Origin of the sequence: Paenibacillus sp. FSL R10-2736, from assembly GCF_038000245.1 — a bacterium.
Taxonomy (GTDB): domain Bacteria; phylum Bacillota; class Bacilli; order Paenibacillales; family Paenibacillaceae; genus Paenibacillus_AQ; species Paenibacillus_AQ phytohabitans.
This window is the reverse complement of record NZ_JBBOBN010000001.1, coordinates 408,310-434,003: the sequence shown is the minus strand read 5'-3', so window position 1 is coordinate 434,003 and position 25,694 is coordinate 408,310. Positions and strand designations below refer to the sequence as shown.

At 53.5% G+C, this 25,694-nt stretch carries 22 protein-coding genes; 4 read left to right on the top strand and 18 right to left on the bottom strand.

Annotation, left to right across the window (positions count from 1 at the left end; translation table 11 throughout):
* Positions 1–144: 144 nt before the first annotated feature.
* From NSQ73_RS02045 to NSQ73_RS02035, 3 genes are all read right to left on the bottom strand, one after another.
* Positions 145–2,421, bottom strand: coding sequence for a PAS domain S-box protein (locus NSQ73_RS02045; RefSeq protein WP_340985239.1), 2,277 nt, complete (start codon positions 2,419–2,421; stop codon positions 145–147).
* Positions 2,422–2,640: 219 nt separating this feature from the next.
* Positions 2,641–3,030 (bottom strand): response regulator, encoded by a 390-nt coding sequence (locus NSQ73_RS02040; RefSeq protein ID WP_340985238.1) that lies wholly within the window; start codon positions 3,028–3,030, stop codon positions 2,641–2,643.
* 149 nt (positions 3,031–3,179) lie between these two features.
* Complete coding sequence (locus tag NSQ73_RS02035; protein WP_340985237.1) at positions 3,180–3,854, bottom strand: Na-translocating system protein MpsC family protein; 675 nt, start codon at positions 3,852–3,854, stop codon at positions 3,180–3,182.
* Between the two features lie 290 nt (positions 3,855–4,144).
* On the opposite strand from NSQ73_RS02035, the gene NSQ73_RS02030 reads away from it, so the two are divergent.
* Positions 4,145–4,690 carry a glutathione peroxidase gene (locus NSQ73_RS02030; protein WP_039297377.1) on the top strand — a complete coding sequence of 182 codons (546 nt, stop codon included), beginning with the start codon at positions 4,145–4,147 and terminating at the stop codon, positions 4,688–4,690.
* A 119-nt stretch (positions 4,691–4,809) separates the two neighbouring features.
* Here the strand turns inward: NSQ73_RS02030 and NSQ73_RS02025 are convergent, their stop codons facing one another.
* The 9 genes from NSQ73_RS02025 to NSQ73_RS01985 form a co-directional block, all read right to left on the bottom strand.
* A complete protein-coding gene (locus tag NSQ73_RS02025; RefSeq protein ID WP_039297374.1) occupies positions 4,810–5,154 on the bottom strand; it encodes a 4Fe-4S dicluster domain-containing protein in 345 nt (114 codons plus the stop codon).
* A complete protein-coding gene (locus tag NSQ73_RS02020; RefSeq protein WP_340985236.1) occupies positions 5,151–6,761 on the bottom strand; it encodes an FAD-binding protein in 1,611 nt (536 codons plus the stop codon). Before NSQ73_RS02020 ends, NSQ73_RS02025 begins: the two co-directional genes overlap by 4 nt.
* Before the next feature lie 44 nt (positions 6,762–6,805).
* Positions 6,806–7,606 (bottom strand): alpha/beta hydrolase family protein, encoded by an 801-nt coding sequence (locus tag NSQ73_RS02015; RefSeq protein ID WP_340985235.1) that lies wholly within the window; start codon positions 7,604–7,606, stop codon positions 6,806–6,808.
* Positions 7,607–7,659: 53 nt separating this feature from the next.
* Positions 7,660–8,730, bottom strand: coding sequence for an ABC transporter substrate-binding protein (locus NSQ73_RS02010; RefSeq protein WP_340985234.1), 1,071 nt, complete (start codon positions 8,728–8,730; stop codon positions 7,660–7,662).
* Between the two features lie 95 nt (positions 8,731–8,825).
* Positions 8,826–9,158, bottom strand: a complete 333-nt coding sequence (locus tag NSQ73_RS02005) for a 4Fe-4S dicluster domain-containing protein (protein ID WP_039300731.1) — start codon at positions 9,156–9,158, stop codon at positions 8,826–8,828.
* Positions 9,155–10,762, bottom strand: a complete 1,608-nt coding sequence (locus NSQ73_RS02000) for an FAD-binding protein (RefSeq protein WP_340985233.1) — start codon at positions 10,760–10,762, stop codon at positions 9,155–9,157. The genes NSQ73_RS02005 and NSQ73_RS02000 overlap by 4 nt, the downstream gene beginning before the upstream one ends.
* Before the next feature lie 57 nt (positions 10,763–10,819).
* Entirely contained in the window at positions 10,820–11,707 is an 888-nt protein-coding gene (locus tag NSQ73_RS01995) for an ABC transporter permease (protein ID WP_340985232.1), read from the bottom strand.
* Between the two features lie 15 nt (positions 11,708–11,722).
* Complete coding sequence (locus NSQ73_RS01990) at positions 11,723–12,544, bottom strand: ABC transporter permease (protein ID WP_042140067.1); 822 nt, start codon at positions 12,542–12,544, stop codon at positions 11,723–11,725.
* Between the two features lie 355 nt (positions 12,545–12,899).
* On the bottom strand, positions 12,900–13,676 hold the full coding sequence (locus NSQ73_RS01985; protein WP_042140068.1) for an ABC transporter ATP-binding protein: 777 nt from the start codon (positions 13,674–13,676) through the stop codon (positions 12,900–12,902).
* A 470-nt stretch (positions 13,677–14,146) separates the two neighbouring features.
* On the opposite strand from NSQ73_RS01985, the gene NSQ73_RS01980 reads away from it, so the two are divergent.
* Positions 14,147–15,259 (top strand): LLM class flavin-dependent oxidoreductase, encoded by a 1,113-nt coding sequence (locus NSQ73_RS01980; protein ID WP_076247058.1) that lies wholly within the window; start codon positions 14,147–14,149, stop codon positions 15,257–15,259.
* Between the two features lie 75 nt (positions 15,260–15,334).
* Here the strand turns inward: NSQ73_RS01980 and NSQ73_RS01975 are convergent, their stop codons facing one another.
* Positions 15,335–16,201, bottom strand: coding sequence for a helix-turn-helix domain-containing protein (locus NSQ73_RS01975; protein ID WP_340985231.1), 867 nt, complete (start codon positions 16,199–16,201; stop codon positions 15,335–15,337).
* Between the two features lie 114 nt (positions 16,202–16,315).
* Between NSQ73_RS01975 and NSQ73_RS01970 the strand changes: the two genes are divergently transcribed.
* Positions 16,316–17,569, top strand: a complete 1,254-nt coding sequence (locus NSQ73_RS01970) for an MFS transporter (protein ID WP_340985230.1) — start codon at positions 16,316–16,318, stop codon at positions 17,567–17,569.
* A 749-nt stretch (positions 17,570–18,318) separates the two neighbouring features.
* On the opposite strand, the gene NSQ73_RS01965 is transcribed toward NSQ73_RS01970, so the two are convergent.
* Together NSQ73_RS01965 and NSQ73_RS01960 are read right to left on the bottom strand one after the other, a co-directional pair.
* Positions 18,319–18,546 carry a hypothetical protein gene (locus NSQ73_RS01965; RefSeq protein ID WP_052416752.1) on the bottom strand — a complete coding sequence of 76 codons (228 nt, stop codon included), beginning with the start codon at positions 18,544–18,546 and terminating at the stop codon, positions 18,319–18,321.
* A 4-nt stretch (positions 18,547–18,550) separates the two neighbouring features.
* On the bottom strand, positions 18,551–19,552 hold the full coding sequence (locus NSQ73_RS01960) for a TIR domain-containing protein (RefSeq protein ID WP_340985229.1): 1,002 nt from the start codon (positions 19,550–19,552) through the stop codon (positions 18,551–18,553).
* A 224-nt stretch (positions 19,553–19,776) separates the two neighbouring features.
* On the opposite strand from NSQ73_RS01960, the gene NSQ73_RS01955 reads away from it, so the two are divergent.
* Positions 19,777–20,922 carry an N-acetylmuramoyl-L-alanine amidase gene (locus tag NSQ73_RS01955; protein WP_340985228.1) on the top strand — a complete coding sequence of 382 codons (1,146 nt, stop codon included), beginning with the start codon at positions 19,777–19,779 and terminating at the stop codon, positions 20,920–20,922.
* A 17-nt stretch (positions 20,923–20,939) separates the two neighbouring features.
* On the opposite strand, the gene NSQ73_RS01950 is transcribed toward NSQ73_RS01955, so the two are convergent.
* The 3 genes from NSQ73_RS01950 to NSQ73_RS01940 all read right to left on the bottom strand — a co-directional run bounded on the left by NSQ73_RS01950 (position 20,940) and on the right by NSQ73_RS01940 (position 25,560).
* The gene (locus NSQ73_RS01950) at positions 20,940–21,941 is read right to left on the bottom strand and encodes an HD-GYP domain-containing protein (protein ID WP_340985227.1); all 1,002 of its coding nucleotides are present in this window, start codon (positions 21,939–21,941) and stop codon (positions 20,940–20,942) included.
* Positions 21,942–22,043: 102 nt separating this feature from the next.
* A complete protein-coding gene (locus NSQ73_RS01945; RefSeq protein WP_340985226.1) occupies positions 22,044–23,624 on the bottom strand; it encodes a response regulator in 1,581 nt (526 codons plus the stop codon).
* Between the two features lie 112 nt (positions 23,625–23,736).
* Positions 23,737–25,560, bottom strand: coding sequence for a sensor histidine kinase (locus tag NSQ73_RS01940; protein WP_340985225.1), 1,824 nt, complete (start codon positions 25,558–25,560; stop codon positions 23,737–23,739).
* Positions 25,561–25,694 lie beyond the last annotated feature (134 nt).

Genomic DNA, 25,694 nt, shown 5'->3' with positions numbered 1-25,694 from the left:
TAATGGTATATCGGTGCGTCTTGTGCACCGGTTTCTGCTATCTTAATCAAAATGACTTCCACATGCAAGATGTCAGAGTGACGTATTACAGCTTTAACGCAGCAACGTCAATCATTGATGTGTAGACGGAAGACTGCCTGCTGATTAAAAGAATTTTCCGATAACATTCACTATCGTCTCGCTTCTCAGCGGCTTGCTGATATACTCGTCCATTCCTGCTTCAATGCATAATTCCCGGTCGCCTTTGAGTGCATTAGCCGTTACAGCAATAATGACCGGCTGCGAATCTGCCGGCTGCGTCTGCCTGATTCTCGATGTAGCCTCCAGGCCGTTCATGCCGGGCATCTGCACATCCATGAAGATCAGATCATAGCTGCGCTGAGTGACCATCTCGACTACCTGCAGCCCGTCTTCCGCAACATCCACGGCGAACCCGCGCTTCTCCAGAATTTTGCGCAGCACAATCTGATTAATGACATTGTCTTCAGCCACCAGGATGCGCAAAGAACGGCTGAGCTGCTGCGGACTCAGCAGGCCCGGCTCCGCCCCCTCAGCAGTCTGGGCCTGCTTCTCGGTCCGGAGCACCACCGTAAATACAAAGGTTGCCCCCTGCCCGGTCTGCGGCTCCAGCTGAATCCTGCCCCCCATCATTTCAACCAGCTGCTTGCTGATCGCCAGCCCCAGACCACTTCCTTCATGTTTGCGGCTCATGTAATGATCCAGCTGGTAGAACGGCTCGAACAACCGGCTGCGGGCATCCTCCGGAATGCCTATCCCTGTATCCGCCACTGTAAATTGCAGCGTTACCCTATCAGCAGCCTCTTCTCCATGTATCCTTTGCACGCCGACTTTTATCCCGCCAGTGTGAGTGAACTTCACTGCATTGCCGACCAGATTGATCAGGATCTGCTTCAAGCGTTCTCCGTCCCCGATCAGATCAGCGGGTACATCCGGACCCACCTCCACCTGGATGGCGAGGCCCTTATTCTCCGCCTTAAGCTGCAGCAGCTCCAGAGCAGACTCCATGCAGTGCTGAAGGACAAACGGTTCTTCATGCAATGAGGTTTTGCCCGCCTCAATTTTGGACAGATCCAGAATATCGTTAATGATATTCAGCAGGGATTCTCCGCTCTGGCGGATGATTTCCAGGTACTCCCTTTGCTGAGAATCCGGATCACTGAGGTCCAGCAGCAGATCGGTCATCCCGATCACCCCGTTCATCGGCGTGCGGATTTCATGGCTCATCATAGCCAGGAACTCGCTTTTGGCCCGGTTCGTATTCTCGGCGGTTTCTTTGGCAATCAGCAGCTTCTTCTGCTCGGTAATATCCTTGACGATAATATAAAAGCCCACCGTCTCATTGTTGATAATGATAGGGGCAAGGGTTGTCAGCACCTCCACGGAATGTCCGTCCTTATGCCAGATGAGGTCGATGTTCCGTTCCATGGAACCCTTCTTCTGGCAGAAGCTGATCACGTCGTGAAGATGGTGATTTCCGATAATCCGTCCGACACTCATTCCCACCAGCTCAGGGATTGTGTAGCCTGTCAGCTGTACGGCCTTCTCATTCCCGTTGATAATGTTTCCTTTCAGATCCAGGGAAATAATCGCATCATGGTTATATTTCTTCAGCGAGGTATAACGCTCTACCGATTCCTGCAGCTTCTGCTCCATAATCTTGCGCTGTGTCACATCACGGCCTACGGCAAGCACGCTCCAGCTCCCGTTGTCTTCCACAATCCGCAGCGTGAATTCAATCCAGAGATACCGCCCGTCCTTATGAAGAATCCGCAGCTGCACACTCTGAAGCTCAGCCGCCTGCGGAGCGCTCATAAATTCCATATCCCCGGGGTGAACCAGTCCGCGGATATCACAGCCGATTAATTCCTCAGGCTTATACCCGAGTACTTCCACAATCGAAGGAGAACAGTATCTGCAGATACCATCCGGGGTAGCATAATATACAATGTCTCTAATATTGGCTGCAATCAGGCGGTACAGCTCATCTGGCGGTGCCGGAAGTTCATCCATGGACTTAGCTTCCAGGTGCGGCAATCCGGCCAGATGAACGATATAATACAAGCCCATTCCCGTAGAGGGCTCGCTAATCAGAGAAACATGCAGCAGTACTGCAACTACAGAGCCGTCTGCATGCCGGAAATTCAGTTCGCATTCAAAAAAGGGAACCTCTTCCGCTTTTAGAGTCCCCATCTTTTGCCTATGTATCTCCAGGGAATCTTCAGACAGAAACTCCGTGAAGCCATGTCCCAGCAATCGTTCTTCCGTGTATCCGAGCAACAGGGTTACCGCCGGATTCACACTGGTCCATTCTTCGGAAATGGAGAGAAATGCGACTCCGGCAGTCCCCTTTTTGAATGCCTGTTCGAATGGAGAAGAGATCTCCGTATGTTGTCTTAGCATAAATTCCACCGCCCGTTCGTGGAGTAATACATGCATTTTTAGTTCAAATCTGTAATATAAATATCTTGCATATCCGGGCGAAAGTCAAATGATTATGTCGAAATATAAACTATAAAATGTATAGCAGATTATATTAACCTGCGAACCAGACTTCAGACAGAGTTCTCCCCAGTTCCCCACCTTTGTTTCAATCCATTCCTGCATTACTTTATCCTTGATTCAGAGCCCGCCGTCCAGCAGCCTCTTCACCGTTTCGGTGAAGGCTTTGACCTGGAAAGGTTTAGTAATATACGCGGCAAAACCCCTGTTTTTGGCTTTTTCAATATCCGATAATTGAGCAAACGCGCTGGTTCCCAGTACCGGAATATGGCAAGTAGCCTCATCCTGCTGCAATATTTCCAGAGCTTCATATCCGTTAAGGCCCGGCAGCCCGATATCCAGGATGATCAGATCCGGCAGTGCTTCACGGGCCATACTCAGCCCCAGCTCTGCCGTTTCAGCTTCCAGCAGCAATATGGAGGGCAGGTTTCTTTTGAAGATATGATGCATTAGGGCCATGTTGAGTTGATTATCTTCCACATATAATACTGTCCGCTTGTATTCCTCCATCCGGCATATCCTCCTAAAAAGTCCCAGCACAACAGCCCATAAACAGGAAAAAAATAAAAAAGCCGAAGAAAGGGACCATTCCCCCTTCTCCGGCTCATGTTCGGCTCATTCGCATGTCCGACTCATTTCCGCCCTATTTATAGTTAAACTTATTGAAAAGTATAAGCTATCACACTGGTATCTTTGTCGAAATCCCAATCCACATATATATCCGACAGTTCCTTGCCGAGCATCGGGGCAATCGTGGTGGTATCCTCCAAATATCGTTTTTCCATCTTGCGTTTGGTGGTCTTAAGCGTATTCTCATAACCAAGGCCAATCAGTTCCTTCTCCAGCGGGATCAGGATACCCTCACGTTTGATAATCAGAATGCGCGGGCCCAGCCACCAGGAGTCGGTATAGACCGGTTCCTTCTGTACCTGCCTGCTAACTTCATTAATCTGGGCATGGACTTCTTGACGCCCGGCATAATCGTCAATAATCATAGCGTCATTCTTAATGAGCGCAACGATCATTCCAGACGCGTTATGTATACCCCAGTCATAGAAAAGCTCGCCAACCTCCATAGCCATCGTTTCCTTCAGGTAAGCCGCAAGTTCGGGCAGCAGAGACTTCATCAGAAGCTCTCTCGTATAGCGAAACGCCTGTTCTTCTTCCTTATTTAACAAAAATCTCTCCACAGGCCCGATAAAATTACGGATATGCAGTGCTATACATTGCTTCCCGATAGAGGCGTGTATTGATTCAGGCCCTTTCCCAAAGCGTTCCCGCAGTAATCTTCCTGTGAAACTGGAAAGTTGGCTAGTAAGTTCCGTAGTGCTCATTCAATTTCCTCCAGCATAATATTCTTGTGTCTGTGTTATACGTATGGGGAGACGCTCCGCCTGCTGAAAAAACGGTTCGTTCACTTTAGTATAATCTCAACCGGGGGACTTCGTATATATATAAATATATAAAAGTTTATAAAGGCTGCCGGGGCCTCCCTGTATGTATGTAGGGGCACAACATTAGTATAGCCCTAATTATGGATTATTAGTTTGACACCCAAAATTAAATTGTTTACAATTAAATAGTTATAAATATTAATTACATATACCGGGAGGATGAAGCAGCAATGAGCATTTATGAGTATGAGGCCCGCAATATCCGGGGTAAAGAAACCCGACTTGAACAATACAAGGATAAAGTCCTCCTGATCGTTAATACTGCCAGCAAATGCGGCTATACTCCGCAATACTCTGATCTTCAGAAGCTTCATGAGAAATACCAGGAGCAGGGCCTGCAAATTCTCGGGTTTCCCAGCAACCAGTTTGGCGAACAGGAGCCCGGCTCCAATGAAGAGGTTAACGTGTTCTGCCAGATCAATTACGGCGTAACCTTCCCGCTTTTCGAGAAAATTGATGTTAAGGGGGATAACCGTCATCCCCTGTTCGCTTATCTGACGGAACAGGCCGGCTTCCAGGGCTTTGACGACACGGATTCAAACGGCAAGCTGCTGCACACCATGCTTCAGGAGCGTGATCCTGCTGCACTTACAAACGATGAGATCAAATGGAATTTCACCAAGTTCCTGATCGACCGTAACGGCAACGTGGTGGAGCGCTTCGAATCTCCGGTTGATCCGCTGGATATGGAGCCTGCTATTCAGAAGCTGCTGTAAAGCGTTATAGCGAGAATGACGAAGGCTATGTCATCCGTGAAATATTTAATTAAAAAGGTGTTCCGCTGCCGGCAAGGGCTGCGGAACACCTTTTTGTCACTTCCTTGCTTATCCCCTGGTTACTTGCCGCGGTAAGTCTCGGTGAACACCTCGAAGAAAGGTGTCGTGTCCCGCTCCGCCATCGTATCCTCCGCGCCCGGATTCCAGCCGATTTCTGCCCGCCAGCTGCCCAGCAGGCCTGATTCAATCAGCTCCTGCTCATCCACCTCCATGGACAGATCTGCCTGCGGCGCCACATAGAGCGCATCCGCCGGACAATACGCCTCGCACATGAAGCAGGTCTGGCAATCCTCCTGGCGGGCAATGACGGCAAGCTTGCCCTGCATCTCGAAGACATTCGTCGGGCAGACCTTCACGCACAGCCTGCAGCCGATACAGCGGTCCTGGCTGACCAGTTCAATCATATCGCACGCTCCTCTCTTGGCATCCGCAGCTCCTGGGCATGCGGCACGCTTTCGGTGCGGATGCCTATCGTCTCGATACCGGAGAGAATCAGGCGGTGGGTCTGGCGCGGGTCCAGCGCCGGATACTCGGCCAGGCGCTGCAGGCCGCGGCTCTCCTTGCGGGCCAGCGCGGCGGTGTAGATCCAGCGGCCGACATTCAGCATGGCGGCCGCTTCACGCGATTGCACGATGCCCTGAACCGTCGCGGGCACCTGCCCGCTGAGCTCAGGCATCAGGCTGTTCAGCCGCTGCAGGGCCGCGGCGACCACGGGCTCGCTGCGGAAGTAGTTAATCCGCAGCGGCAGGATCTCCCGCTGGACCGCCGCGATCAGCGGCTTCGCGTCCAGCGTCCTTGCAGTGCCGGCGCCAGCCGGCATCCCGTAGCGGCCCGCCGCGCGGAGCAGCCGGCTGTCCGCCGGACGCGGCGCCTGCAGAGCGTGCCGCGCCGCGCCTTGTCCTGCCCAGCTGCCGCTGCAGATGGCCCAGGATGCATTGTAGGCGCCGCCGCCGGAGATGGCGCCGGTGACTTTCTCGCGGGATGCGGCATCCCCGGCCGCATACAGCCCCGGCACCGAGGTGGCACAATCGGTGCCGGTCAGGCGCAGGCCGCCCGTGCCGCGCATCGTGCCTTCATAGCGGAGCGTGAGCGGAAATTTATCCTTGAACGGATCAATCCCCGCCCGTTCCAGCGGCATGAAGAAGATCGGATGGGCGTTGCGGAGGAAATCCTGCTTCTCCTTCGTATCCGCCAGGTCCAGCGAGGCGTAGACCGGGCCCCTCAGCATCAGCTCAGGGATGCTGCCGAAGGTGCGGTCACCCTGGTGCAGCGGCCTTCCCGCTTCATCATACAGCGTGGCCCAGGCCAGCATCCGCCCGCGCGTTACCGTTCCGTCCGCGAAGCTCGGAGCATATTGCCGGGTGAATTCCATACCCGACAGCTCGGCACCAGCCTCAGCTGACATCAGCAGTCCTTCGCCCGTGAGCACATTACAGCCCAGCCCCTTGCTGAGGAAGGCACAGCCTCCGGTAGCCATAATCACCGCATTCGCCTTCACTTCCCAGGTCTCCCCGGTTAAGCGGTTAATTCCGCGTGCTCCGCCCACGCCGTGCTGATCATGGAGCAGCTCCAGCGCCGGCGATTGATCCCATATACGCACCCCCGCCTTGCGCACCACTTTACGCATAAGCTTCATGTATTCCGGGCCATGCAGATGCGTCCGCAGCCGCCTGCCCTCCTCATCCTTCGGAAAGGGATACCCCCACTCCTCTACCAGCTCCAGATTCTGCTCGACCTGATCCAGCACACGGTGAATCCAGGCATTCTCCGAGAGATAGCCGCCTGCCTTAAGTCTGGCCTGCACAGCCTGCTCCCGCAGCTCTGCCACCGGCGGAATCACCAGCAGCGTTGTTCCTCCCGGCGCGGTAGCCCCGCTTGTTCCGAGATATCCCTTATCGGCCAGAATTACCTTCGCTCCCTGAGAAGCTGCACTCCATGCCGCCCATGCTCCGGCCGGGCCTCCGCCCAGCACTAGAACATCTGTTGTTGCCTGCTGTTGCTGCTGCGGCATTCCGCTTCCTCCTCTTCATGGTCCCCTGAAATGTAGAATTAAGATCAGACCAGCTTCTCCTGCAAAAATGCTATTGTCGAGGCAACAGCCTCATTCAGCGCAGAGGTGGAGCCTTCGTACGGGTCCACCGTGCCAAAGGTGTGATCCGCACCCCGGATGCTCTGATACCGGTGATGCGGCGCTTGTTCTCTGAAGCCTGCATGCTGCTGCAGCAAGGCTTCACGGTCCTGATCACCCTGAATCAGCAGCGCTGCGGCCGGTACTCTGCCGAGTGCCTTCTCCAGATTGAAGCGCTCCTTGTTACGCTGCTGATCCTCGCGGATCGTCCGCTCCTGCAGCGTAAGCGCCGGGGCACCTTCACCCTGCTGCGGCTGCGGCGGTGAACCGCCGTTCCAGACCACCAGCGCCTTCACTTGCGGATGCTCTGCCGCGAACAGAATGTTACTTCCGCCTGCACGGCTGTGCCCCAGAACCGCTATCCGCTCCGTGTCGGCCAGTCCGGCAAGCGGCAGCCTGCCCTCAAGCAGGCTGTGGAGCACCTGCTCCAGATCCAGCAGCTCCCGGCTCAGCGTAGCCGCTCCGGCAGCTTCCTCCGGGCTAACCCCGTCCAGATTGCGGGCAGCGATCCGTGAGAAATTGAAGCTTACGGTGTAGAACCCGCTCCCGGCAAGTCTGCCGGAGACCTCCGGCCAGAATGCCCAGTCCTTATGTCCTCGGAAGCCATGGCTGATCAGGATGACGGGCTTCGGTGCAGCCCCCGCAGGAACCCGCACCTCGCCCTCCAGATACAGCCCGTTCTCCAGCGGCAGCTTGAAATGTTCAATGGTCAAGGTTTCTTCGGACATCTGCATCCCCTCCGTTTACCTGTTTACCTGTTTACCTGTTTACCTGTCATGAATTACTTGAGCTGCCAGTCGCTGATGTTGAAATCCTTCTTGGCCAGCTTCTCTTCCACGAGGAAGTTCTTGGTGCCCTCCAGCAGCTTCGTGCCGTCTTCCGTGAAGGCTGTATCCTTAATATCACTGATCGGATTCACCTGCTTCGCGAGTTCCGGGGTTGTATCCCCGATCTCGGCCAGGAACTCATAATACTCATCTTCATGCTGCTTCAGGTCGGCCAGTGCCTTCTCCCGTGCCGCATTCCAGACCTTAGGGAAATCCGGGAATTTCGCAAGATACTCCTCTGACACTACGGTAGCACTGCTTCCGAGCAGATCCGGATGGGTAGATGCATCATCCAAATGAGTGTATCCCTGCTCGATCTGCTTAAGCGCCGCTACACCGTTATTGGTGGTCGCGTCCACATCGCCGCGGGCAAGTGCTGCGGTAGCATCCGGAATCAGCATGTGAACCAGCTTATAGTCGGTTACGCCTTCCTGCTTCAGCAGGCCGACTACGTAGCGGTGCATGAAGGACCCTTTCTGGATCGCAATGGTCTTGCCCTTCAGGTCCTGCACCGTCTTCGGCCCGTCCTTCTTGCCGATAAGATAACCGACCGTATGCGCGGAAGTCTGGGCGATCAACCGGGTCTTGGCTCCTGAAGCGTAGGCGATAATCGCCGGGGTATCCCCGAGGCTGCCGAAATCAAGTCTTCCGCTGATTAAGGATTCCGTCTGATCCGGTCCGTTCGGGAAGCCGGTCAGCTTCACTTCGGTAATTCCGTACTGCTTCAGCTCTTCCTGAATAATCCCTTTATAGAGTCCCCAGCCTTCTGCACCGCCCGGTACATTCAGCTTATTGGAGCCAATGTATCCGAAATTCAGCACAGCCGGAACATTGCTTGAAGCCTCACTTCCCGCCGCGTCGGCCGTATTCGTTCCTGCGCCGTTGGCTGCCGTTCCGCTGTTCCCGGAGCCGGTATTATTACCGCAAGCCTGCAGCACCAGCATGATCATCACCACACCTGTAATCAGCGTGAGGCGTCCCCCTTTGCTCCATACACCTTTAATCTCTCTGTACAATTTGCTCATTTCTGTATTCTCCCCTCAGTCGTCTGCTGGATGTTTGATGTTTGTATAAGGACTCTTGCCTGTATTTTGGATTAGTGTCTATAACGGCGCATCACTCAGAAGCCTGCCCGGGCTGCCAGCTTATACATGAAGTCATGGCTGGCCACCGGCTGTCTGCCCTTGCCCCAGCCTACCTTCTCGCGGTAACCGCCGAGCAGTCCCTGCTGTTCCAGCTCCGCCTCAGTAATTCCGGTAATTCCCTCGGAATCCGGAGCCACATACAGGGCATCGACCGGGCAATACAGCTCACACATGAAGCAGGTCTGGCAGTCGCTCTGACGGGCGATAACCGGAATTCCGTTCTCGACCCTGTCGAATACATTGGTCGGGCAGACAGATACACATTGATTGCATTCTACACACCGGTCAGCGCTGATGACTTCAATCACAACAATACACTCTCCTTCGCTACCTCTTCTGTCTTCACCCATACCTGGTCCAGTCCGCCGCTGATCAGGCGGTGATGCTGGCTGTCGTCACTTCCCTTGAAATCCTCCCGTTTGTGCATTCCCCGGGTTTCGGTGCGGGCCAGAGCGGAGCTGTACATCCAGCGTGCCGTTGCCGTCATCGCTTCGGCTTCGCGTGCCTTCACACCTTCCGGTGTGCGCTGGATTTCCCGGCCGCGCTGCTCTTTCCATAGTCCGTCCAGACGTTCCAGCGAAGATGCCAGCCCCTGCTCTGTACGGAACAGATTAATATCGTACGGTTTGACTTCTGCCTGCACCGCCTCCACATATTCTGCGGTTCTGGCAGCGGCTCCCGCCTTCACTTCCTGGTGAACCAGCGGTGAAGAGGATAATCCTACGGGAGCACGGTGAACTGAATGCCAGCCGAGTCCGGCTGCATAGTCTGCCGCCCCTTCTCCGGCGAAGGAGCCGGAAGACATCGCCCAGGCGGCATTATGGCTGCCGCCTCCCGTGAACCCTCCGCAGATCAGCTCACGGGTAGCCGCATCCCCTGCTGCATACAGCCCCGGAACCCCAGTGCCGCAGCTCTCGTCTGTAATCCGTATGCCGCCTGTGCCGCGGACTGTACCTTCCAGCCGCAGCGTCACCGGGAATACATCCTTGAAGGGATTAATGCCCCGCCGGTCGAATGGCAGGAAGAAGTTCGTCTGCGCCACCCGCAGCAGCGGCTGTAATGCTTCATCCGCTCCGTCAAGCTTCGCGAATACCTGGCGCCCGGCCAGCAGATTCCTGGCAATGACTGAGCGGCCCTTCTTGGAGCCTGCTCCTTCCACCACAGTGCCGTCTTCATAATAGAAGCTGGCGTAGCTGTAATAAGCAGTCTTCGTTACGGAGGAGAAGGTCGGGCAGATCGCGTAGGCATTGGAGAACTCCATACCCGACAAGCTCGCTCCTGCTTCAGCGGCGAACAAGTACCCGTCACCGGTCAATACGTTGCAGCCAAGCGCCTTGCTGAGGAAAGCGCAGCCTCCGGTAGCGATAACTACCGCCCCGGCATGCACACTCCAGGCTTCTCCGCTCTGGGTCTGTACGCCGGCCGCTCCGGCTACCCCGTGCTCATCGGCGAGCAGTTCCAACACCGGACTGTGGTCCAGAATCTTCACGCCCGCCTTCTTCACCAGCTTGCGCATCAGGCGCATATATTCAGGTCCCTGCAGGCTCCGGCGGTATTGATTGCCTTCCTCGTCCACCGGGAACGGATAGCCGGCAACGCCCAGTCTGTTCATATTCTCATAAGTCCGGTCCAGCACCCGGTCCATCCAGCGGTGCTCAGCCAGCTTGCCGCCCATAGCGTAACGGCTGGCCTTCGCTGCCTCGCGCAGCTCTCCTTCCGGCTTCACGTACCAGACTCCGGTGCCCGACGGGGCAGTTGCGCCGCTGGAGCCGCAGTATCCCTTGTCGGCCAGGATCACCTTCACTCCCTTAGCTGCAGCTGTAAGTGCCGCCCATGTTCCTGCCGGACCTCCGCCGATTACCAGTACATCCGCCGTCAGTTTCAATGTTTCCTTCAGTGCCGGTTGGTTCATGTTGTTGCCCCCTTGGTTTCATTAGCGTTAGCGTTTCATTAGCTTGTTAGCTTGTCTTTAACCTTGATAGCTGTCACGCCAGTGCAGGAATTTGCGTTCGATGATGCGGAATAGAGAATCGATCAGCTTGCCGACCACTGCAAAAATAATAATTCCGACAAAAATAACGGCCGTATTGGAATTCTGCTTCGCCTCATTAATGAGAAACCCAACCCCGGACTGTGATCCGATCAGTTCGGCAACCACCAGACCGATCCAGGCCACAGCCATCGACAGGCGCAGTCCCAGCAGAATGCCCGGCAGCGCCGCCGGCAGGATCAGCCGCCGCAGCTTCTGCAGCGGGCTGAATCCGAGCACCCGGGCCACTTCAAACAGCTTGTTGTCCACTCCCCGGATGCCCATGAATGTATTGATATAGAGCGGGAAGAAAGAGCCGCTCATAATAATAACCACCTTCGAAATCTCCCCGAAGCCGAACCATAGAATGATCAGCGGGGCAATGGCCAGATGGGGAACCAGCCGCAGAATCTGAACGCTCGGGTCCAGCAGATAGGCTGCGCTGCGGAACAGGCCCGTCAGTGTCCCCAGCAGCAGGCCGAGAATCCCTCCAATCAGGAAACCGATGCCTGCCCGTCCGATACTGACGCCCAGATGATGGATAAGCTCCCCGCTAACCGCCAGATCTGCAAAAGCGGAGAGAATCGTCAGCGGCGCCGGAAGGAACTCCGGCGAGATCCAGCCTGCGCTTCCGGCCAGCTGCCATACGGCAATTACAGCTACAGGAATAACAGCCCCGGTGCCCCAGTCGGACAAAAGAGTTTTCCAGGACGCAAACGTTAATCTTCTCTTGTTGTTATGCGTAGTAATTGGAGCGGTTCCGCTGTAATCACGAGCTTCCCTTACCCCCTTAGCGGTCTTGATTATTGCTTCTATCCCTTCACTCATGCGGTACTTCCCCTCCTATCCTTGATAGCTGTCCCGCCACCGCAGCAGCCGCTGCTCGATCAGGCGGACAATGGTGTCACTCAGCAGCCCGGCAGCGGCGAATACAATTATCCCGACAAACACTACAGGCGTATCAGCAAACTGGCGGGCATCCGACATCATATAGCCGATCCCCGAGGTGGAAGCAATGAGCTCCGCCACCACCAGCCCCAGCCATGATAGGCCCAGCGACAAGCGCACACCGAGCATGATATTCGGCACTGCTGCCGGGAGCACCAGCCGCACAATCTGTTTCCCTCTGCTGAAGCCGAGCACCCGGGCAACTTCGAACAACTTGTTATCCGTTCCGCGTATCCCCATAAAGGTATTAATATAGATCGGGAAGAACGCTCCCTTGGCAATCAGCAGTACCTTGGATTCCTCGCCGATGCCGAACCAGAGAATGAACAGCGGCACTACCGCAAGGCTCGGGATCATCCGGATCATTTGCAGCGAGGGGTCCAGCAGCTTCTCCGATCTGCGGAATAATCCGACCAGAATGCCAAAGAGTAGACCCAGCCCGCCGCCAAGCAGAAACCCTGACAATGCCCGCACGACACTGATTCTGAGGTTGCTCCATAAATCCCCGGTAGATGCCAGGGTAATGAACGACTGGACGATCGTAGAAGGCGCCGGGAACAGCATCTCCGAGATCATTCCGTAATGGCTCAAAATCTGCCACAGGATTAATACACCTGCCGGAAGCAGCAATCCCAGACCGGCAATCGCCGCCTTTCCGGGGCCGTCAGGCCTTCCTGTTCTTCCGGCATTCCCTGCCGCTACAGCCCGTTCAGCCATGGCTGTCCCTCCCTCTGAATTAATTAGTATATTCACATTGATTAAGTCGGATATAAATCCACACTTGTTCACTCTTTTTCACAATACAACCTTCCTGCACCGTCTTCCTGCACAAAATACAACATTTCCCTCATCATATCGTTCATAACTCAAAATTGTTGTACAAAAGGCATCAATTCTTCCTCTCCAAGCCTCTTAGCGGGATAATTCTTGTATTTTGTACAACAATCCCTTCGAGCTCGCCTGGTATCGTTGATCAAAGTTGTATTACGTACAACAATATGTGTATACCGTGTCTACTGAGGAGTATCCATTCTGACAACAACGATCCACGAACAACGAATCAGGAGTCACTTTATATTCCCGCCCCGTCCTTCAGCTCAAGCTCATCGACCTTCTCAAAGTAGTTCAATACCTTCAGGCGCAGCTCTTGAAAGGAGGTTGTTGTTTTTTTACGCGGATAGGGGAGGTCGACAGGTACGATCTTGCGGATTTTACCCGGACGGGGTTCCAGAATAACGACCCGGTTGCCGAGGAATACTGCTTCATCAATATCATGGGTTACAAAAATCATCGTAGTCCGGTTCCGCCGCCAAATATCGAGCAGCACCGTCTGCATATGCGCCCGGGTGAAGGCATCCAGCGCACCAAAGGGTTCATCCAGCAGCAGAATCTTCGGGTTCCTCAGCAGCGCACGGGCAATTGCCACACGCTGGGCCATCCCGCCCGACAGCTCCCGGGGATAGGACTTCTCGAAGCCGCCCAGCTTCACCAGATCAATCAGCTCATCCACCCGCTTCCGGATATCCGGCCTGCCCAGCGGCAGATCGGAGGCAATGTTCTTCTCTACCGTAAGCCACGGGAACAAACGGTGCTCCTGAAAAATAAACCCCTTATCAATCCCCGGACCGCCTATCTCTGCCCCCTCCAGCGTAACGTTGCCGGTGTAGCCGGTATCCAGACCGGCAACGATGCGCAGCAGGGTGCTTTTGCCGCAGCCGCTGGGACCAATCACCGTGATGAATTCTCCTTCCTCTACATGCAGCTCCACATCCTGCAATGCCTGCACATGTCCTCCGGCGGTATCAAAGCGCTTGTTCAGCTGTGTGATAGACAATAAAGCTTCTCCCATATCTGCTCCTCCTTCTGGCTGAAATATAAATGTACTATTGTAATACAAAAAAAACAGAGGAACCTCGCGATAGAACTCGCGCGGCACCTCTGTCTGTACAGTCGGCTGATTTTAATCCTAAGTAAATCAATTGGAATTTGTAAATTTAAAATATCACCTATCTTTAAATCTGTCAATGAAAATACACAAATTCCGCCCGGATTAATTATTTTCGATATAGACTTTCTGAAAGCACTCTGTATCCCATAAAGTGTATACGCAAAAGACAGTATTACGCTTTTGGTAATGCCTGCTGCTGCTCATCTGCTCATTTGTTCATCTGCTCATCTCCATCTCCTCATATCACAAACTTACACTCATATACTTACATTTTGTAAGTCGTTATGGTATAGTAGAGTATATCCTTGCTGTAACGGACAAGCTTAAGCTTTAAACATAATAATATTCTGGATAATAAGGGGTCTGTACCAATGAACAATCTAGGGAATGATCAAGCGAAGCAAGCGGCTGAACCGGAGTTCGAGTTCGGTATTTATACACTCGGGGATATCGTAACCGATTGTGAAACGGGGCAGCGGATTAGCCCCCGCCAGCGGCTCCATGAAGTGATTGCCGCCGCGAAGCTTGCCGATGAAGCGGGGCTGGATGTATTCGGCGTGGGTGAACATCACCGGCTGGATTTCGTCATCTCCTCAGTGCCGGTTGTGCTGGCAGCTATTGCCCAAGTTACAGAGCGGATTAAGCTTACCAGCGCAACCACCGTACTGAGCACGATTGATCCGGTTCGTGTCTTCGAGGATTTCGCTACACTGGATCTGCTGTCGGACGGCCGGGCAGAGATTATCGCCGGACGCGGCGCTTTCCTGGAATCCTTCCCGCTGTTCGGCTATGAGCTGGAGGATTACAAGCAGCTGTTCAGCGAGAATCTCGACCTGCTGCTCACGCTGAACCAGCATGAGGTCATGAACTGGGAAGGCAAGTTCCGCTCCCCGCTGCATAACGCCGAGATTGCCCCGCGTCCGCTGCAGCAGAAGCTTCCGCTCTGGGTCGGCATCGGCGGTTCGGCCGAAAGTGCCCAGAAGGCCGGGGCGCTGGGTGTAGGTATGGCTATCGCCATTCTAAGCGGCAGTCCGGAGCCTTTCCAGAATCTGGCCGACACCTACCGCCGTTCCGGCGCCGCAGCAGGGCACAGGCCGGAAGACTTGAAGATCGCCATTACAAGCCACGGCTATATCGCCAGAACCTCCCAGCAGGCGCTGGATGAGTATTATCCTTATTACTACAGCTACCGCAATGCGATCAGCCCGAAGCCCGGCCAGCAATACCGCGTCTCGCGCAATGAATTCGGCCGGTTCACCTCTCCGGACAATACTTTGGCCGTGGGCAGCCCGCAGCAGATTATTGAGAAGATCCTCTATCAGCATGAGCTGTTCGGCCATCACCGCTTCATGACCCAGCTGGATATCGGCGGCCTCCCCTATGCCAAGGTGGCAGAAGCCATTGAGCTGCTGGCAACAGAAGTAGCTCCGGTTGTGCGGCGCGAGCTTGCCAAGAAGCGCAGCGGCATCTCTTCCCCCCAATAATAAGCAGAACCAAAAAGGTTGCCGCCCGGTGATAGGGCGGCAACCTTTTTTTGCGGAAAATCAATAGTATATGTATCAGAATATATCCGGCAGATGTATCCGGCACACCTGCTGCAGCGCGTCATAACTGTCATTGAACTCAAGCTGCCGGAGAATATCCAGGTAACCCAATAACTGCTGCGTATCTTCTTTATGCTTCAGACAGAGCAGCGTGATCTCATGGTACACCAATGTGACAATCTTATCGTACAGCAAGTTCGTCTTATCCGCTAAGGGCAGCGCTTTTTTAAGGAAGAACAGGCTTTGCTCGTAATTATGCTCTTTCAGGCAAATTTTCGCGATGTTCTGCATCAGATGCTGCTGGATGGTCCGGCTCTCGGCAAAGTCATGGTATTTATCAAATTCATCCGCAGCCCTTAGTCCAAAAAAGATCGCGTCGCCGCTGCTTAGCGTAAACAGGAAATTATTCAGCAGCTTGAACTCATACAGATACCATATATCCGCACCCATCAGATAGGGCTTGATCTCCCCGGCTAATTCGCTTAACTGCCTGATCTCATCCTCCCGCTGATATTGAATCAGAAAGCCCTGGCCCAGCAGATACAAATGATAATAAGCCTCTGTGCGCGTTGCCCCGTACAAGAAATGGCATTCATAGCTGATCGTTCTTACTTTGTCGAATTCATAACGGTTCGCCGCCTCCACCAGACTTAAGTGAAGCGTACGTTTCTCCGGCTGTGCATAGCCATTCTGCAGGAACAGCAGCTCCTCAAGGGACATTTCCAGCTTGTCCAGCAGGAGGATCAGCTTGTCATATCCGGGATAATATTTACCGCCCTCAAAGCGTGACAAGTTGGAACGGCTCATAATCCCATCCGCCAGAATCAACTGGCTTATTCCTTTGGAGGAACGGATTTGCCTGATTGTAGAGCCCAGAAACATGATTTCACCCCTCCGCTCTGCCGTGTGAGTATACAGCACAATTTTCCGGTCTGATTTTCATTGTATGCTACACTCGGCACAAATCAAAATATAAAAAGCAGGGGAAGGATTATCATGGGCTTTCATTTATCACGGAAATTAAACAGTAGAGTATGGAACATTCTGGCCGGCACTTTTTTCACGAGAACTGCACTATTTATGAGCGTCCCTTATCTGGCTATCTTTCTGACGAGTCAAAAACATCTCTCCATCTTCCTGGCCGGCTGTGTTCTCAGTATCAATCCGCTGGTGAATGTACTCTTCAGCGGCTTCGGAGGGGCGCTTGCGGACCGGCTGCCTCTGCACAAAATCATCGCCGTTGTCCCTATAGTCTGGGGAAGCCTATTCATTCTGTTCTATTATGCGGACAGCTTCCCGGCCTTCCTGCTGCTTAACGGCCTTAACGGATTATGCTACTCCATCTTCGAGCCTGCCAGCAAAAAAGTGCTGTCCACCGAAACGCTCCCGGAGAACCGGCTGCTCGTCTTCAATCTGCGGTATACGGCGATTAATCTGGGCTGTTTTCTCGGCCCCCTGTTAAGCCTGTTGTTCAATATGAAGCTGACGCTCTTTCCTTATGTTATTCTGGGCGTTCTTTATATTCTGTATGGCGTCTCCACGCAATTCTTCTTCCGGCACGGGGGCCGCATCCACGCTTCTGTTGCATCCCGGAGTATCGGCAGCCTCAAGAATCTTGGTGCAATCCGCAAGGACTATGTATTCCTCCTCCTGCTGGCCGGAATGAGCTTCTCCTTCTTCGGGTATTCCCAGCTGAACGGAACCGTATCCCAATATTTAAACTCCACTTCTTCCTTGGCCGACGGTGCCCGGATGTATTCGGTGATCCTGTCGCTCAATGCGGTTGTTATTCTGGCTGCGCAATTTGCCGTACTGCGCTGGATCTCGAAGTGGAATCCTTTCCACGTAGTACTCACCAGCAATCTGCTGATTGCCGCAAGCTTTCTGTTCTTTGTGCTGCCCGTCTCCCCGTCGATGCCGCTGCTGTTCATTACAGTGTTCAGTCTGGGGGAGCTGCTGATTGGTGCGCGGTTCGATGCCTTGGTGGATGAGCTGTCCCCGGAGAGTAATAAGGGACTCTATTTCGGCTGCTCGGAGTTTGTTAAGATCGGAACCACTTTCGGCCCTATGCTTGGGGCGGGTCTGCTGGGGCTGTACGGGGTAGAATCGCCTGTCCCGGTGTTCGGACTGATTGGCGGGATTACTGCTGCCGGGGCTGCTCTGATCGGAGGCGCAAGGTTCCAGCATCTGCGGAAGACCCGGCAGCCGGCTGGTACACAATATAAAGTAGAGCGTCGGGAGGGCGCGTAAACGAACAAACTACTTCTGGAGTAGCATCGGTAAAATTGCCCCACATCCAGCAAATTCAAGGGCACTAATGCCCCTCATTTCCTCCTTTCGCCCGCACCCGGCGAATTCAGGGGCACTAATGCCCCTCATTTCCTCATTTTGGCACGCACCCGGTGAATTCAGGGGCACTAATGCCCCTCATTTCCTCGTTTTGCCCGTAGCCGACGTGATCAAAGGGATTTATCCCTTTAATTTTCTCATACCGCCCACTTTCAGCCGAATTAGTGGGATTTATCCCTTTAATTTCCTCATACCGCCCACTTTCGGCCGAATTAGTGGGATTTATCCCTTTAATTTTCTTATACCGCCCACTTTCGGCCGATTTAGTGGGATTTATCCCTTTAATTTCCTCATATCGCCTACTTTCAGCCTAATTAGTGGGATTTATCCCTTTGATTTCCTCATACTGCCCACTTTCGGCCGAATTAGTGGGATTTATCCCTTTAATTTCCCCACTATCGCCCACTTTCGGCCGGGGCAGAGGAATTCCTGCTTTAAGAACTATTGCGTCCTGTAGACGGTTCTGCCCCGAATTCCAAAGAAACTTATCCATAACCTTACGCTCCTTATCTACATAGACGAATCTCATAATTCCCGTAAAGAACAATTAAAGAACAAAAAAAGGCCCCCGGCCATGCCGGAGACCTGCTCAATGCTCGATGTAAGCAGTATTCAGTATTCAGTATTCAGTATTCAGTATTCAGTATGCGTTATGCGAATGATGGCTTGTTATTATCAACTTTGCCGCTGACCAGCTTCTTGTACTCGTCGTCTCCGCCCTCCAGAGAAGGCGCTAAATATACATTAAGCGCGGATGGAGAGAGCTTGGTGCCGGATTTGCGTCTGGAACGGCCTTTGCCTCCCGCACTGTTACCGTTACCGCCCGCAGACCGGCGGACGCTACTAGAAACACTAACTGCATTCTTCATATTCTTCATCCTGTCAGTCCCCTTCCACTAGATGATTGACGGTACGGAACAAATCACGGTTATAGGCAACCACTGCTGTAAGATCCTCTGCCGATAATCCCCCGCTTCCGGAGAAATGTACAGAAATCACGTGGTTCTCCCCTAAAGGATAGCATAGGATATATACCTCCGCAACTTCCGTACGCTGTAAGAAAGTCCATTCCTTTGCCAAAAAAGCATCCAGCACACCCGGTTTTCCGCCTCCGTCTTCAGAGGTCGAGAACGGATAGATATGCCCGCGGCCAACATTACCGCCCACCTGTTTCAGGCCTTCCCCCTCTTCAGCCCGCCACATGGCGGCTCCGATCACCCGGCAATCCTCCGGAGGTATGAATGAATTACGGACGGCTTCGCTGAGCGCCTGATAGTTCTCACCCGGCTGGGGAGGCGTCACATTATTATTATATTGCCAAAAGAAGTGAAGGATACTTTCTTTTCGCCTAAGCTCTGCTCTAAGTTGCTGCAGTTCAACAGCCGGATCATGGTACATGCCCTGTCCCTGAATGCTGTCGATGATCTTACCGCAGCTGACATCCACCGCAGCTGTAGCATTCTCATGCTGCCACTCATATTCCAGCGGCGTCAGCCCGGACAGATCGGACAGCAGGTGGTACTCTTCCACATTCTCCCCCGGAATCAGATCACTGCGGGAGGGTACCTGATCCGGCAGCAGGCAGAAGACCCGGCCGCGCCGTAATCTGGACCAGAACAAGCCCATTTCAAACTGGGTGTTATCCCGGGTTACATAATAATATTTACCCCTGATCCGGGCTACATCATCAGGCGAAAACACGAATACGGCAAAGTCACTGATATCCAGATTCCGCTCCAGTGCCTCCATCGTATATTCATTCGGCCGGAAAGCAGCTGCATACCAAGGATGAACTTCTGCGGTCCGCTTCAGCTGCTCGTGGATGGCCCTGGCGTAGCGGATGGATTCTCTGGAGGATCCAATGAATAATCTAGGTCTGATCACGGCGGCACTCCTTTATCTGTTTCCCCAATATGTAATAATTATACAGACATTTTCCCCTAAGGAATAGGGCTGCCAGTTATATTAAACAGCGAGACCACGTAGTATGAATTATCGTTGTTATATGAATAAACGAATCACAATTATCCTCAATTTTAATAAATCGTTGTTCTCCGGCCGATGAAACGGGTAATAGAAATTTATCTATCCGGGAAAAGAGGCTTTATATGAAAAGAATATTACATACCGCCGTACTGGCAGCCTGTCTGTTGACTTCATATGCGCTGCCGTCTTCTGCTGCCCATGCTGCAGATACCTATACAGCCAAAGTATACGCGAACTCCCTGAATGTGCGCAGTGAGCCTGCTGCAAGCGCAGCCATCACCGGCTCTCTGGCGGGTGGAGCCGTAGTTACTGTCACAGAGGAGCAGCATGGCTGGCTCAAAGTACGGGCCGGATCTGTATCCGGATGGGTCGCCGGGTATTATCTGAAGCGGACCAGCGGAGCTGCCTCCGCAGGAACCTCATCCGCCTCATCCGCCAATACATCCGTTAAGACCTCCTCCGCCTCCAGCGGAACGGCTGTTGTCACCGCCTCTTCCCTGCGTATCCGGGGAGGTCCGGGAACCGGCTATGAGGTAGTGGGTTCCCTGCAGTCCGGGAATGCCGTTACGATTCTGCTCCGCCAGGACGGATGGTCAAGAATCCGTACAGCCGGAGGAACTACCGGCTGGGTATCCACCCAGTACCTTGCCGGGGGAAGCGTCCCGAACTTAAGCACTGCCAGTTCAAATGCCCAGAACACCAGTGTAATAAGGAAATCCGGCAGCATCCGCGGCAAGCTGATTGTCGTCGATCCCGGTCATGGGGGCAGTGACCCGGGTATGCTCGGCACAACCTATGACACGATGGAGAAGGATCTTACCCTGCAGACCTCCCTATATCTCCGGGATTACCTGACCGCCAAGGGGGCCCGGGTAGAGCTGACCCGTACCCGTGGAGACCAGAAGCCGGCGCTCTCGCGGCGGGTGCAGATCGGGACGCAGCTCGGCGCGGATGCTTTTGTCAGCATCCATTATAATTCCTCTCCGAAGAATGTCTCCGGCACGCTGACCTTCTTCTATTCGGAGCAGAATGATCTCCGGCTGGCCCGGGCGATTGAAACCCGGCTTGGCGCAGGAATCGGCCTCCGTAGCAACGGCCTCTCCTTCGGCAATTATCATATTCTAAGGGAAAATCCGCTTCCCGCAGCCCTTATAGAGCTTGGGTTCCTCAGCAATCCTTACGACGAGTCGATTGTCCGCAAGGCCGCTTATCAGCGGAAGGCTGCACAGGCTATCGCCGAGGGGCTGGCTGATTATTATAAAAACTGAAAGGAAGTCATCTGAAATTATATGGTGATTTCCCGGATATTGAGTTCTTTTATTTTGCTGAGGTCAATATATTCATCGTTAATGCGGATAAGCGGTGTTTCGATATCATGCGGATTCAGATAGACGATCTCGCCGACCCGGCCATCGGTTAATACTACCTCACGGCCAACAGTCCGCTTCACAATGTTCTCCAGAAAAACCGAAACAATATGCGGGTCCAGCGCGCCAAAGCTGCCTCTTCTCATCTGATCGACAATCACATGGAAAGGCATAGCCTCATGGTAGGGGCGTTTGCTGGACATGGCATGAAAAATATCGGCAACCGCTATAATTTTGCTATAGGAATCAATCTGTTCATCCTTAAGTCCCAGCGGATATCCCTTGCCGTCGTTCCTCTCATGATGCTGCAGTGCCGCCAGTGTAATGCGCGAATTGGCCCCGGTGGTTTCCTTCAGCATCTCATAGCCGTATATCGTATGCTTCTTCACCAGACTGAACTCTTCGTCCGTCAGCTTGCCGGGCTTGTTCAGAATTTCAACAGGAATCTTCAGCTTGCCGATGTCATGCAGGGTTGCAGCCAGGGAGAGCACTGACAGCTCTGCTTCGCTCATATTTAACCATCTGCCGATTAGGGTGGACAGTACACCGACTCCAACGTTGTGCTGGTATGTATAATCATCTCTGCCCTGGACCGAACTGAACAAAGCAAAAATATCAGGATTACGCGAGATCTCCTGTATGACCGGAACGACATCCTTCCTGATATCGGCCAGGGGAATTTTCCGCGATATTCTGTAGGATTCAAACATTTCCTTGGAGCTATCTACTACACTGTTTGCCATTTGACGATAAGAGGGAGCCTGCTGTTCATCCACAAAAATGATATCAAGCACATCAATTCTTTGTTTGCGGATGAGTTCGAGATGTTCTGCATTCAATTTGCTCTTGGCAGGAATAACTGTAACTCCGTACGCATTGATCAGATCATTCTTAATCGTTCTTCCCAGATAGTTGTCCATACCTTCCAGCCCTCCCAGATAACCGAAACAATATATAAATTGCCCATATAGCTATTATCGGTTTAACGCTGGAAAATGTTGAAAGGGAAATTGGGCCGGTTCTTAATCTTCCTCATCCTGCTTACGGTACTCCCGCGGGGTTACTCCAGTGGATTTCTTGAAGACACGGCTGAAATATTTCTCGTCCTCATAGCCCACCAGCTCCGCGATCTGCGATAGCCGCAAATTCGTATTCTGCAGCAGAGTCTTCGCCTTATCCACTCTCAGACTGGTTAAATAATCCGACAGATTCTCCCCGGTGATCTGCTTGAATTTGCGGGAGACATTCTCCCTGCTGATGAAAAAGCGTTCCGCAATATGCTGCAGCGTCATCTCCTGTGCATAGTTCTGGTTCAGGTATTCCCTGATTTCCAGCACGAGTCTGCTATCCGGAGCCTGAGCGATACCTTTGGAGAGGTGCTGCAGCAGAGATTTAAGCTGACTCTCCCAGTTCTCCACCGAGAACAGCCCCTGTGAGTCATAACAAAGCTCCAGGCTGATCTCCTCCTCCGGCCGCCAGCGTGTCAGAACCGCACGGATCTCCTCCTGCTGGTGGAGAAAGCTGCTCTCCGTAAGCAGCGGCAACCCGGTAAGCTCCCGCGCCCACTCCTCCACAACCCGCTGCATCCTTTCCAGATCGCCCGACAATACCGCAATTCTAAGCTTGTCCAGCTGCATATCCAGAGCGTAGTCTTCTTTAGGCCTACTCTCATCCCCGGCCGCTCTGCAGAGGTGTATCCGTCCGTCACGCTGAAGGAGATTCCGTTCCTCCAGCCCTTGGCGTGCCTGGGCAAAAGCAGGCTGCAGCCCCTCCGGCAACGGGTTCAGCAGGCTGAGCCCGATATCCACCTGAACGCCATACGCCTGGCGGATCGATTCATTCACTCCGTTCAGTACCGTCTCCGCCTGTTGAACAGCATTCCACAGCAGAATCACAAGCTCTCCACCGCTCTGCCAGCTGCGGAAGGCATAACCGCTGTAGTCCGGTGCCATAACTTCATTGCAGACGTTGGCCAGCACAAAAGCCGTCAGCGCCACATCGCCATGAAATCTCTGCAGCAGACGGCAGTCTGCGCCTTGCATCGAGATGACAGCCACTCTGCAGGAGGCTGCTCCAATCGGCATCCCCAGCTCTTCGCAGAGCGCCAGCTTCAGCTCCTGAAAGGAGGCATGCCCGTAGACCAGATCGGACAGCACCTTGTCCCAGTAGAGCGGACGCAGTACGTTCAGCTGCATGTTCTGGCGCTGCGACTGCTTCCGCACCGCCTCCTCCTCCATCCACAGCTTAAAGGCATGCTCCGCCGAGGCAATCAGCTGCTTGCTGTTCAGCGGCTTCAGCAGATAATCGGTCCCGCCGTAGACAATCGCCGGCTTCACGTAATTGAAATCCTGATACCCGCTGATGACAATGGTCTTCGTATTCGGATAATGCTTATGCAGCCATTCCAGCAGCTCTGCTCCGTCCATCAGCGGCATCCGCATATCCGTGAACACGATCGCCGGCTGATGCTCCTGCATAATCAGGGTCGCTTCCTGACCGTTGGTAGCCTCATATATATCGGAGATATTATATTTGTCCCACGGAACAAAATAACGGATCGCCTCCCGTACATGCTTCTCATCATCTACAATCAGCACCTTCATGTATAGCCGCTCCTTTAGGTTATGTCTGCACCCTTTTTCATTCATCACTCTATCATCAATAATTCATTGCGTTAAACATTCATACTGTAACTGTCTCTCCGGGAGGGTGGCATTATTCGCCTGGCCCCTCCAGCGGAATAATCAGGGTAACCGTAACCCCTTGGCCCTCTTCATTGTGCAGCTGCATCTCCGCTTCGCTGCCGAATTGCAGCCGCAGGCGGGCCAGCACATTATACAGGCCGATCTCTTCATTCTCCGATTGGCCGCTGCTTCTGAGGCCGGCTGTAATCTCCTCCAGCCGTTCCGGGCTAATGCCCTTGCCGTTATCCTTGACGGCAAGAACCAGCCTCGACTGCCCCTCAAGCGTGCAGTCTATCCGGATGACGGCTTCGCGGATTCCGTCCGCGAAGCCGTGCTTGAAGATATTCTCCACGATCGGCTGGAGAATCATCTTGGGCAGAACCGTCTCCAGCGCTGCTTCCGCCGCATGAATCTCCAGGCGCAGATTCTCTTCGCCGAACCGCTCCGTCTGCAGAATCACATAATTCTGCACATGCTCGATTTCATCGCGCAGCGGCACCTGCGTCCGCTCCGTATTCATGGAGTAGCGCATCATGCTGCCCAGGGAATAGATGAGATCATACACCTTCGGCGCATTATAGCGCAAGGATAGGCTGGCGATGGACTGCAGGGCATTGTAGAGGAAATGCGGATTGACCTGGGCCTGCAGCGCCTTCAGCTGATTCGTCTTATTCGCCAGCTCCAGGCGGTATTCCTTGACGATCAGGTCATTGATGGTCCGGGTCATGCCGGTGATTTTGCGGGTCAGCAGGCCGAACTCATCCTCGCGCTCAGCATCCATATGCGCATCCAGCTGGCCGATCTGCACCTTCTGGGTGAAGTTGATCAGCTTCTTGATCGGCCGGGTGAACCCGATGGAAATCAGCACGGCGCTGATTCCGCCGATTAACAGGAACAGCAGCCCGATTCCCATATTGAACCGGGTGATGACCCTCGCATCACCATACAGATCCTCATAAGGCACCAGCTTGATGATGCTGCCGCTGAAGAGCGGGTCCTTGATATGCTTGTACATGACAATGCCCTGGAAGCCGTCCTTTTTCCAGGTAAAATGCCCGCTGTCACTATCTTCGGGAAGACGGCTCCATCCGGTCTCCACCTGTTTGCCGACCCAATCCGGATCGGAAGCGAACAAGGCCTGCCCCTGCTCATTCAGCACATACAGACGCTCCGTGTCCGAGTTGTACATCGATTTGACGATTCCCTCCAGCTCCTCCAGGGTGTAATCAATGGACAGATCGGCCAGTACACTGTCGCTGGGCGTACGGTAGAGGGGGAAATGTGCAGTGAAGACCGGAACGCTCCCCGGCTTCAGATTGGGGAAGCCGGACTTTACGCCGTATTGATGATCCATATGTGTCACCTCAATATACGGACGGTATGTCCCTTCAGGATGCTCTGCCTCTGCATAATCCGCATTCTCTTCCCGGCGGAACAATCCGCCCAGCAGCAGATTGGACTGCCGGGCCGCTCTGACGTAGAGATGGATCTGGAAGGTATTGCGGTCCGAGAGGAACAAGTTGTATAGCTGGGTGGAGATCACCGCACGGGTATCCGGCAGAACCGTACCTTCTGGTGCCTGCTCATTGCTTTTGGCGGTAAGCAGTGTGGTGTAGAAGGAGCTCGGAACATTAATTCCGCTGTACAGCGACATGGCCCGCTGATTCATGCCGCTGAAATAACTGCTGAGATTCGCTTCCCCCAGCGTCAGCAGCTTCGTATTCTGCTTCACGGACTGCTCCGTAACCGACTGCTTGGTATAGAGATAGGAGAAGGTAACGGATATGCCTGACGGAATCACTGACGCCAGCAGCACTAAGGCCATCAGCCGCGTCCGGATACTGTTTCTGAACATGGGCGAACCTCCTGAAAGTTTTGCGGAAGAACCGCTTCTCTGATATAACCTTGCAGCAAAACTCGCTCCGGAAGCAACCCGGCTGCAATATAATCCACTTTTCTCATCATCAAATTGAGTGTTGGCGATGGCCC